The organism is Nonomuraea sp. NPDC003201, from assembly GCF_053590415.1.
On the sequence record NZ_JBSFTC010000108.1, the window covers coordinates 25,912 to 32,833 of the forward strand.

General features: G+C 69.3%; 8 protein-coding genes. 5 read left to right on the top strand and 3 right to left on the bottom strand.

Going from position 1 to position 6,922, the window contains the following annotated elements:
* Positions 1-232 precede the first annotated feature (232 nt).
* Positions 233-529 carry a WhiB family transcriptional regulator gene (locus tag ACWDX9_RS31260; RefSeq protein WP_090771382.1) on the top strand — a complete coding sequence of 99 codons (297 nt, stop codon included), beginning with the start codon at positions 233-235 and terminating at the stop codon, positions 527-529.
* A gap of 51 nt (positions 530-580) precedes the next feature.
* Here ACWDX9_RS31260 and ACWDX9_RS31265 read toward each other — a convergent pair whose 3' ends face one another.
* Positions 581-1,708: an ArsA family ATPase gene (locus ACWDX9_RS31265; RefSeq protein WP_363976962.1), complete on the bottom strand. Its 1,128-nt coding sequence runs from the start codon at positions 1,706-1,708 to the stop codon at positions 581-583.
* Positions 1,705-2,706, bottom strand: coding sequence for an ArsA-related P-loop ATPase (locus ACWDX9_RS31270; protein ID WP_449960094.1), 1,002 nt, complete (start codon positions 2,704-2,706; stop codon positions 1,705-1,707). Before ACWDX9_RS31270 ends, ACWDX9_RS31265 begins: the two co-directional genes overlap by 4 nt.
* Before the next feature lie 149 nt (positions 2,707-2,855).
* On the opposite strand from ACWDX9_RS31270, the gene ACWDX9_RS31275 reads away from it, so the two are divergent.
* From ACWDX9_RS31275 to ACWDX9_RS31290, 4 genes are all read left to right on the top strand, one after another.
* On the top strand, positions 2,856-3,011 hold the full coding sequence (locus tag ACWDX9_RS31275; RefSeq protein ID WP_211370275.1) for a hypothetical protein: 156 nt from the start codon (positions 2,856-2,858) through the stop codon (positions 3,009-3,011).
* The gene (locus ACWDX9_RS31280; RefSeq protein WP_449960096.1) at positions 3,008-3,469 is read left to right on the top strand and encodes a RidA family protein; all 462 of its coding nucleotides are present in this window, start codon (positions 3,008-3,010) and stop codon (positions 3,467-3,469) included. Before ACWDX9_RS31275 ends, ACWDX9_RS31280 begins: the two co-directional genes overlap by 4 nt.
* Before the next feature lie 916 nt (positions 3,470-4,385).
* A complete protein-coding gene (locus tag ACWDX9_RS31285; protein ID WP_449960098.1) occupies positions 4,386-5,204 on the top strand; it encodes an NUDIX hydrolase in 819 nt (272 codons plus the stop codon).
* Positions 5,201-5,989, top strand: a complete 789-nt coding sequence (locus tag ACWDX9_RS31290) for an MBL fold metallo-hydrolase (protein WP_449960100.1) — start codon at positions 5,201-5,203, stop codon at positions 5,987-5,989. Before ACWDX9_RS31285 ends, ACWDX9_RS31290 begins: the two co-directional genes overlap by 4 nt.
* On the opposite strand, the gene ACWDX9_RS31295 is transcribed toward ACWDX9_RS31290, so the two are convergent.
* Entirely contained in the window at positions 5,971-6,651 is a 681-nt protein-coding gene (locus tag ACWDX9_RS31295; RefSeq protein WP_185069893.1) for a Crp/Fnr family transcriptional regulator, read from the bottom strand. The two genes, ACWDX9_RS31290 and ACWDX9_RS31295, sit on opposite strands and share 19 nt — an antisense overlap.
* Between the last annotated feature and the right edge of the window lie 271 nt (positions 6,652-6,922).

Sequence of the window (6,922 nt, forward strand, 5' to 3'; positions counted from 1 at the left end):
GTACGTGGAAAGACTGACCGAATCGGTAGCGCGACACCATTTCGCCTTGACTGATGGGGGTGACTAGTCATTCCCGGTCAAGATGGCCGCGAGAAATTGGTCCTCTGGGGTCTGTCGGCCCGAACGTGTAGTTGCGTACGTTCTCCCTGCGGCAACTGAATACGGAGGCTCGGCGCCCGCGCCCGTCGGCCCCAAATGACGACTGACCACCTAAGGGGAGTGGGGTCGAACAATGTGGATCACGGATTGGACCTCCCGTGCCGCCTGTAAGGGTGCGGATCCGGATGCCCTGTTCGTGCAGGGCGCCGCGCAGAACAGGGCCAAGCTCATCTGCCGGGGTTGCCCGGTTCGTACTGAATGCCTCGCCGATGCGCTGGACAATCGCATCGAGTTCGGGGTGTGGGGCGGTATGACCGAGCGCGAACGGCGTGCGCTGCTTCGACGGCGGCCTGACGTGGACTCGTGGCGAGACCTGCTCGAGTCGGCCAAGGAAGAGTACGAACGAACCAACGAGCTGATCGCGGGCTGATCCAAGCCCGGCGAGCCGTAGTACGGCCGGCGCCGTCCGCCGGCCGTACTTTCATGCGCTCGCCAGCAAGTCCCCGATCTGCCGCAGACCAGTGAGATCGTGGACGTCCTCGGACATGGCGCGAACCTGCACCACGGGCACCGTGGGGTGGGCCGAGACGAAATGCTCCTGCTCGCGATGCTCGCGAGCGGTGAGCTGCATTCGCCCGGCGTGCAGCCGCAGCACGGCGGCGGTCAGCTCATGCTCGCCCCGCGCCTCCAGGTCTTCGGCGGCCGCGGCGCTACGGGCGGCCGAGAGGACCGAGGCGGGTGACATGTGCACACGGTTGACCACCAGGCCGGCCAGTGGCATGCGCTCTTCGGCGAGCCTTTCGACGAAGTAGGACGCCTCCCGCATGGCGTCCCGCTCGGGCGCGGCCACCACGAGGAAGGCCGTGCCGGGGGCCTGCAGCAGCTGGTACGTCATCTCGGCCCGCTGCCTGAAGCCGCCGAAGACGGCGTCGAGCGCGGAGACGAACGTCTGCAGATCCTTGATCACCTGCGCGCCGAGCAGCTTGGTCATCGCTCCGGCCATCAACCCGAACCCGGCGTTGAGGAGCCGGAAGGCGCTGCGTCCGCCGGCCTTGGCCGGTGCCGTCAGCAGCCGGATGAACCGTCCGTCGAGGAAGCGCCCGAGCCGCTCGGGCGCGTCGAGGAAGTCGAGCGCGGACCGCGACGGCGGCGTGTCCACGATGATCAGGTCCCACTCGTCCGACCGGCGCAGCTGGCCCAGCTTCTCCATGGCCATGTACTCCTGCGTGCCGGCGAAGCTGGAGGAGAGGGACTGGTAGAAGGGGTTCGACAGGATCTGGCGGGCCCGCACGGGATCGGCGTGCGCCTCGATGATCTCGTCGAACGTGCGCTTCATGTCGAGCATCATCGCGTAGAGCTGGCCGCCGCCCTCGGGCGAGCTGACCAGCCGCGGGGTGTTGTCGAGCTCGGTCAGCCCCATCGACTGGGCCAGCCGGCGCGCGGGGTCCACGGTGAGCACGACGGCGCACCTGCCGCGTTCGGCGGCCCGCAGCCCGAGCGCCGCGGCGGTCGTGGTCTTGCCCACCCCGCCTGCCCCGCAGCAGACGATGATCCTGGTGCCGGGGTCGTCGAGTATCGCGTCGATGTCGAGTGCGGCGGGCTTCTTCACGCTGCTCCTTGGGTGCGCATGCTCTCTGCCAGCTCGTACAGGCCGGCCAGGTCGACGCCGTCGGCCAGCAGTGGCAGCTCGTAGCTCTTCAGCCCGGCCTCGCCCAGCGACTCGCGCTCGGCGCGCTCCAGCTCGGTGCGGTGGGCGTGCTCGGAGATCTCCTCCGCGAGCGCCTCGGCGATCGCCGAGGCCTCCGCCCCGTCGGCCACCCCGGCGGCCTTCAGCCCGAGCACGAGCTCCCCCGGGTCGAAGCGGCCCTTGACAGCTGTGTCAAGAGCTGCCTGTGGGATCAGTGATTCACGCACCATGTTGACGAAAATTCCCCCTGTGGGGAGCCCGGCCGAACGCAATTCGGTGATGCCGTCGAGCGTCTCCTGCACGGGCATCTCCTCCAGCAGCGTCACGAAGTGCACCGCCGTCTCAGGAGATTTCACGACCCCGTGGACCAGGTCGGAGTGGTTCTTGATCGGCCCGACCTTGGCCAGGCCCGCCACCTCCTGGGTGACGTTCAGGAAGCGCGTGATGCGGCCCGTGGGCGGCGCGTCGAGCACGACCGCGTCGTAGATCCGGCGGCCGTTCTTGCCCCGCCTGCGCACGGCCTCGGTCGTCTTGCCCGTGACGAGCACGTCGCGGAAGCCGGGGGCCACGGTGGTGGCGAAGTCGACGACGCCCATCTTGGTCAGCGCCCGGCCTGCCCGGCGCATCCCGTAGAACATCTCCATGTACTCGAGCATGGCCTCCTCGGGATCGATGGCCAGCGCGTACACGTCGCCGCCGGAGGGCGCCACGGCGATCTTGCGCTCCTCGTAGGGCAGCGGCGGCAGGTCGAAGATCTGCGCGATGCCCTGCCTGCCCTCGACCTCGACGAGGAGCACCTTGCGACCGCCCGCGGCCAGCGCGAGCGCGAGAGCGGCGGCCACGGTCGTCTTGCCGGTGCCGCCCTTGCCGGTGACGACGTGCAGCCGCACACCGGCCCAATCCGTGTCCGGAGAGTCCACTATTCGAGGCTACCGAAGGGTCACTTGCCGGAAGCCGACGACCACCGTTTGAGATTCCTCACACCCTGGCGGGAACTTAACGGCGACCACCGTCTTGAGCAGGCACAAGGCAGGCCGGCGGGCGGGTTTCTTATGAGAAGCTGACCTTCATGAAGAAATGGGAGTACCTCACCGCCCCGGTGTTGATCCACAACACCAAGATGATCCTGGACAACTTCGGCTCCGACGGCTGGGAGCTGGTCCAGATCGTTCAGGGTGCCTCGCCGGAGCAGCTCGTCGCCTACTTCAAGAGGGAGAAGCAGTGACCCCCGAGCAGAAGATCGCGGATCTCGGCCTGACGCTGCCCGAGGTGGCGGCGCCGGCGGGCGCCTACGTGCCGGCCGTGCGCACGGGCAACCTCGTCTACACCTCCGGGCAGGTGCCGTTCGTCGACGGCAAGCTGCAGCGGACCGGCAAGCTCGGGGCCGACCTGACCACGGAGGAGGGCGCGGAGCAGGCCCGCATCTGCGCACTCAACGCGCTTGCCGCCCTGAAGGCCGAGGTGGGCGACCTGCAGAAGGTCGTACGGATCGTCAAGGTCGTGGTGTTCGTGGCCAGCGAGCCGTCCTTCACCGAGCAGCCCAAGGTCGGCAACGGCGCCAGCGAGCTGCTCGCCGAGGTGCTGGGCGAGCCGGGCAGGCATGCCCGCAGCGCCGTGGGCGTGGCCGTCCTCCCGCTGGACGCGCCTGTGGAAGTGGAGCTGATCGCCGAAGTAGCGTCTTGAATTCCCTTTAGTTCCCAGAAGGAATCGGGTAACTCGGACCGGCGTAGCGTGAGCCGTTCCCGTGTTCGGTAAGTGCGAGCACAGGGGTGGCTCTGGTGTGGTGGAAGCCGGTTCGGTGGTGAGAATTCCTGACATGCCCTGCCGGGTACGGCTGAGGTGCATGGCCCGCCGGACGCTGTCTACTCCCTGTGGGGGGCGGGGCGGGCACCGTGCGTCGGTCGGGCACACGGCTGGAGGCTGTCGCATTGTTGCCCGAGTTGCTTGGGGGGCGTCCGGGGCGTTTCGGGGTAGGACGGTCTTGGACCTATCGCGTGCCGCCGGTCGGGGGTGCAGATCGGTTTGGGTGCGGCGGGCGCGCCGGGCCGCCCGGGCGGGCCTGCGCGGCCGGCGGGCGCGGGCCACGTTGCCCTCCACCGCCGTGGAGATGGTGCGGGTACCGGTAGTGCGGTGGGTGCTGGTGGCGTGCTGGCCGAGCAGGCCGCGGGAGACGATCCGCTCAGCCGCCCCCCAATCCCGATCACAGGAAAGACCACAGGCCGGGCAGTACGCCCACGCCCATCCCACTCCCGCGCCAGGCAGGTCAGCCAGGCCACTCGTCGTACCAGCAGCGGCTGAGCAACGACCTCGCCGGTCTTCTCCACCATCGCGGTATGAGCGGTGCACGGTGCGGTCGCGGTGAGCTTACTCATGCGCCGCTCCTTGGGCTGAGAGGCGGCACCGATCCGTGTATTGCGAGACCTGCACCCCACCCACCTAATCGCCACAATGTGTGATCGCAATACTACCAAGAGTTTGTGTACTGTCGAACGTATGAGCGATGCTTATTTGTCGCGACTCAGAGAGGGCGGCAAAGGGTTGCGGCAGAACTACGGACCTGCATGGCGAATATGAGGAACAGTTCATACCCTGAGGCACTATGACCGATGTGACCGGATTGCCGCTTCCAGCCGAGCTAGCCGCGCGGGCGCGGGACCTCCTCGCCGGGCGGGTCGAGCCGGTCCCGACCCGCGATGCCGCCACCGTGGTGATCCTGCGAGAGAGTGCCTCACCGGAGGTCTACCTGCTGCGGCGGAAGGCCACGATGGCCTTCGCGGCGGGCGCGTACGTCTTCCCCGGCGGCTCGGTGGACGCCCGCGACACCGACCAGGCCGTGGCCTGGGCCGGCCCGTCACCGGCCGAGTGGGGCACGGTCTTCAACGCGAGCGAGCAGGTCGCGCGCGGGCTGGTGTGCGCGGCCGTACGCGAGACGTTCGAGGAGTCCGGCGTGCTGCTGGCCGGTCCCGGGCCCGATTCCGTGGTCGCCGACACGACGGGCGACGACTGGGAGTCCGACCGGCTGGCGCTGATCGACAGGAGCCTGGGCTTCGCCGACTTCCTCGCCAGGCGCGGCCTGGTTCTCCGGTCCGACCTGCTCAAACCGTGGGCCCACTGGATCACCCCGGAGATCGAGCACAGGCGCTTCGACACGCGGTTCTTCGTCGCCGTGCTCCCCGAGGGCCAGCGCACCCGTGACGTCGGCGGTGAGGCCGATCAGGTGGCCTGGAAGCGCCCCGCGGAGGCGATCGAGCTGGCGCACCGGGGGGAGATCTTCCTGATGCCGCCGACGTACCACACGCTGAGCGAGCTGGCGGCCCACGGCGGCATGGCGGGGATCCTGGCCGAGCCCAGGGAGATCGTGCCGATCATGCCGAAGGCCGTGGAGATCCAGGGCGAGATGCGGCTGGTGACCCGGTGAGCGGGCTGCACATCCCGATCGGGACGCCCGACGGCTCCCGTACCGAGCACGCCGAGAACCTGCTCGCGCCCAACCCGTCCGCCATGACGCTCGACGGCACCAACACCTGGGTCATCGGCGGGGACGAGGTTGTGGTCGTCGACCCCGGGCCGGAGGACGAGTCGCATCTGCGCCGCGTACGCGATCATCTCGGGGAGCGGCGCGTCACCGAGATCCTGCTCACCCACGGGCACTTCGACCACAGCGGCGGCGCCAGACGCTTCGCCGAGATGGTGGGAGCGCCCGTCCGGGCGCTCGATCCGCGGCACCGGCTGGGCGAGGAGGGGCTCGACGACGGCGACGTGGTGAGCGTGGCGGGCCTGGAGCTCCACGTGTACGGCACGCCGGGCCACTCGTTCGACTCGCTCTGCTTCTGGCTGCCGCAGGACCGCGCGATGCTGACCGGCGACACCGTGCTCGGCAGGGGCACCACGATCATCGCCCGCGACGGCGGCCTGGCCGACTATCTCCGCAGCCTCGACCGGCTCAGGGCGGCCGCGGAGGGCCTGGAGGCGCGGGCGCTGCTGCCCGGCCACGGTCCCGTGCTGGCCGACCCGATCGCCGCGCTCGACGGCTACATCGCGCACCGGCGGCAGCGCCTCGACCAGATCAGGGCGGCGCGCGCCCAGGGCGCGCGCACGCCGCGGGAGATCGTCAAGATCGTGTACGCCGACGTCGACCGCTCGCTCTGGGCCGCCGCCGAGATGTCGGTCGTGGCCCAGCTCGACTACCTGGACCGGTTGTAGAGGCGGTCCATGTCGAGGATCACCACGGCCTTGGCCTCGATCCGCAGCCAGCCGCGCTGGGCGAAGTCGGCCAGCGCCTTGTTGACCGTCTCGCGCGAGGCGCCGACGAGCTGCGCCAGCTCCTCCTGCGTCAGGTCGTGGTGCACCCGCAGGCCGTCATCCGTCTTGGTGCCGAACCGCTCGGCCAGGTCGAGCAGCTGCTTGGCCACGCGCCCGGGCACGTCGGTGAAGACCAGGTCGGCCAGCACGTCGTTGGTGCGGCGCAGCCGCTGGGCGAGCGCGCGCAGCAGGTGGAGCGCCACCTCGGGGCGGCCGGTCAGCCAGGGGCGCAGGTCGTCGTGGCCGAGCCCGGCCAGCCGTACGTCGGTCAGCGCCGTCGCCGAGGCCGTACGCGGTCGCGGGTCGAACAGCGACAGCTCGCCGAACATCTCGCTCGGCCCGAGCACGCTCAGCAGGTTTTCCCGTCCGTCGGGCGAGGTGCGGGACAGCTTGATCTTGCCTTCCAGCACGACGTAGAGCCGGTCGCCGGTCTCGTTCTCGTGGAAGAGCGTCTGTCCCTTGGAGAGCTGGACCTCCGTGATGCTCGTACGCAGCGCCGCGGCGCTCTCGCGGTCCAGTGCGGCGAACAGGGGGGCCTTGCCCAGCACGTCTTCGGTGTTCACTCTGCCTCCTCTGCTGCCATTGTGACTCACCCCACTCTGCGTGGCACACACAGGTTATGGGAATGCTGGAGTGTTCTGCGCTTTTCGGATGAGTCGTATCCAGGGGAAAGGTACCTGATGCCCTGCTTTCAGGGCTTATCGACCCTCCCCTGTGCAGCAGAAGAGTTTCAGGAGGCGAGAAGACCGTCCACGGAGGCCACCGCGGCCGCCACCGACTGGCCGAGCAGCACGCGGAGGACGTCGGCCGCGCGCGGGCGGGCCGTGGGGTCGG

What these genes read in the sequence shown, in the direction of transcription:
- ACWDX9_RS31285 (WP_449960098.1), top strand. Translation starts at nt 4,386, where the DNA reads ATGACCGATGTGACCGGATTGCCGCTTCCAGCCGAGCTAGCCGCGCGG.
- ACWDX9_RS31275 (WP_211370275.1), top strand. Translation starts at nt 2,856, where the DNA reads ATGAAGAAATGGGAGTACCTCACCGCCCCGGTGTTGATCCACAACACC.
- ACWDX9_RS31260 (WP_090771382.1), top strand. Translation starts at nt 233, where the DNA reads ATGTGGATCACGGATTGGACCTCCCGTGCCGCCTGTAAGGGTGCGGAT.